The following is a 338-nucleotide window of genomic DNA, read 5'->3' as shown; positions in this document are numbered from 1 at the left end:
GCCGCTGCGCGTGGACCCGGCCGCCGCCGAAGGGAACGGCACGAGCAACGGCCCCCGCGAGGACGACGACGAGAACCGGCCGTTGAACTTCAGCTGGCGCAGCACCTTCCCGCCCGCCAATGCGCTGCTGGAAGGCCGCTTCTGGCAAGCCGGCAGCACCGCGGCGGAAGCCTCGGTGGAAACCGGCTGGGCGCGGCGCTACGGCGCGCACCTGGGCGATCGCATTACGATTTCCGTAGGCGAGCAGCAGCGCGAGTTCACCGTCACCAGCATCCGCAAGGCCGACTGGAACACGTTCCGGCCGAATTTCTTCGTGCTGTTGAACCCCAATGCGGTGG

Annotated in this window: 1 protein-coding gene; it reads left to right on the top strand. The window is 68.6% G+C overall.

The genetic code is table 11. From position 1 onward, the window contains the following. Nucleotides 1–338: hypothetical protein (locus tag EN852_RS37285; RefSeq protein WP_210238313.1), on the top strand; the 338-nt coding region annotated here is incomplete at both ends.

This window comes from Mesorhizobium sp. M2E.F.Ca.ET.209.01.1.1, from assembly GCF_004010375.2.
GTDB lineage: Bacteria > Pseudomonadota > Alphaproteobacteria > Rhizobiales > Rhizobiaceae > Mesorhizobium.
This window is presented reverse-complemented; position numbering and strand designations above follow the sequence as displayed.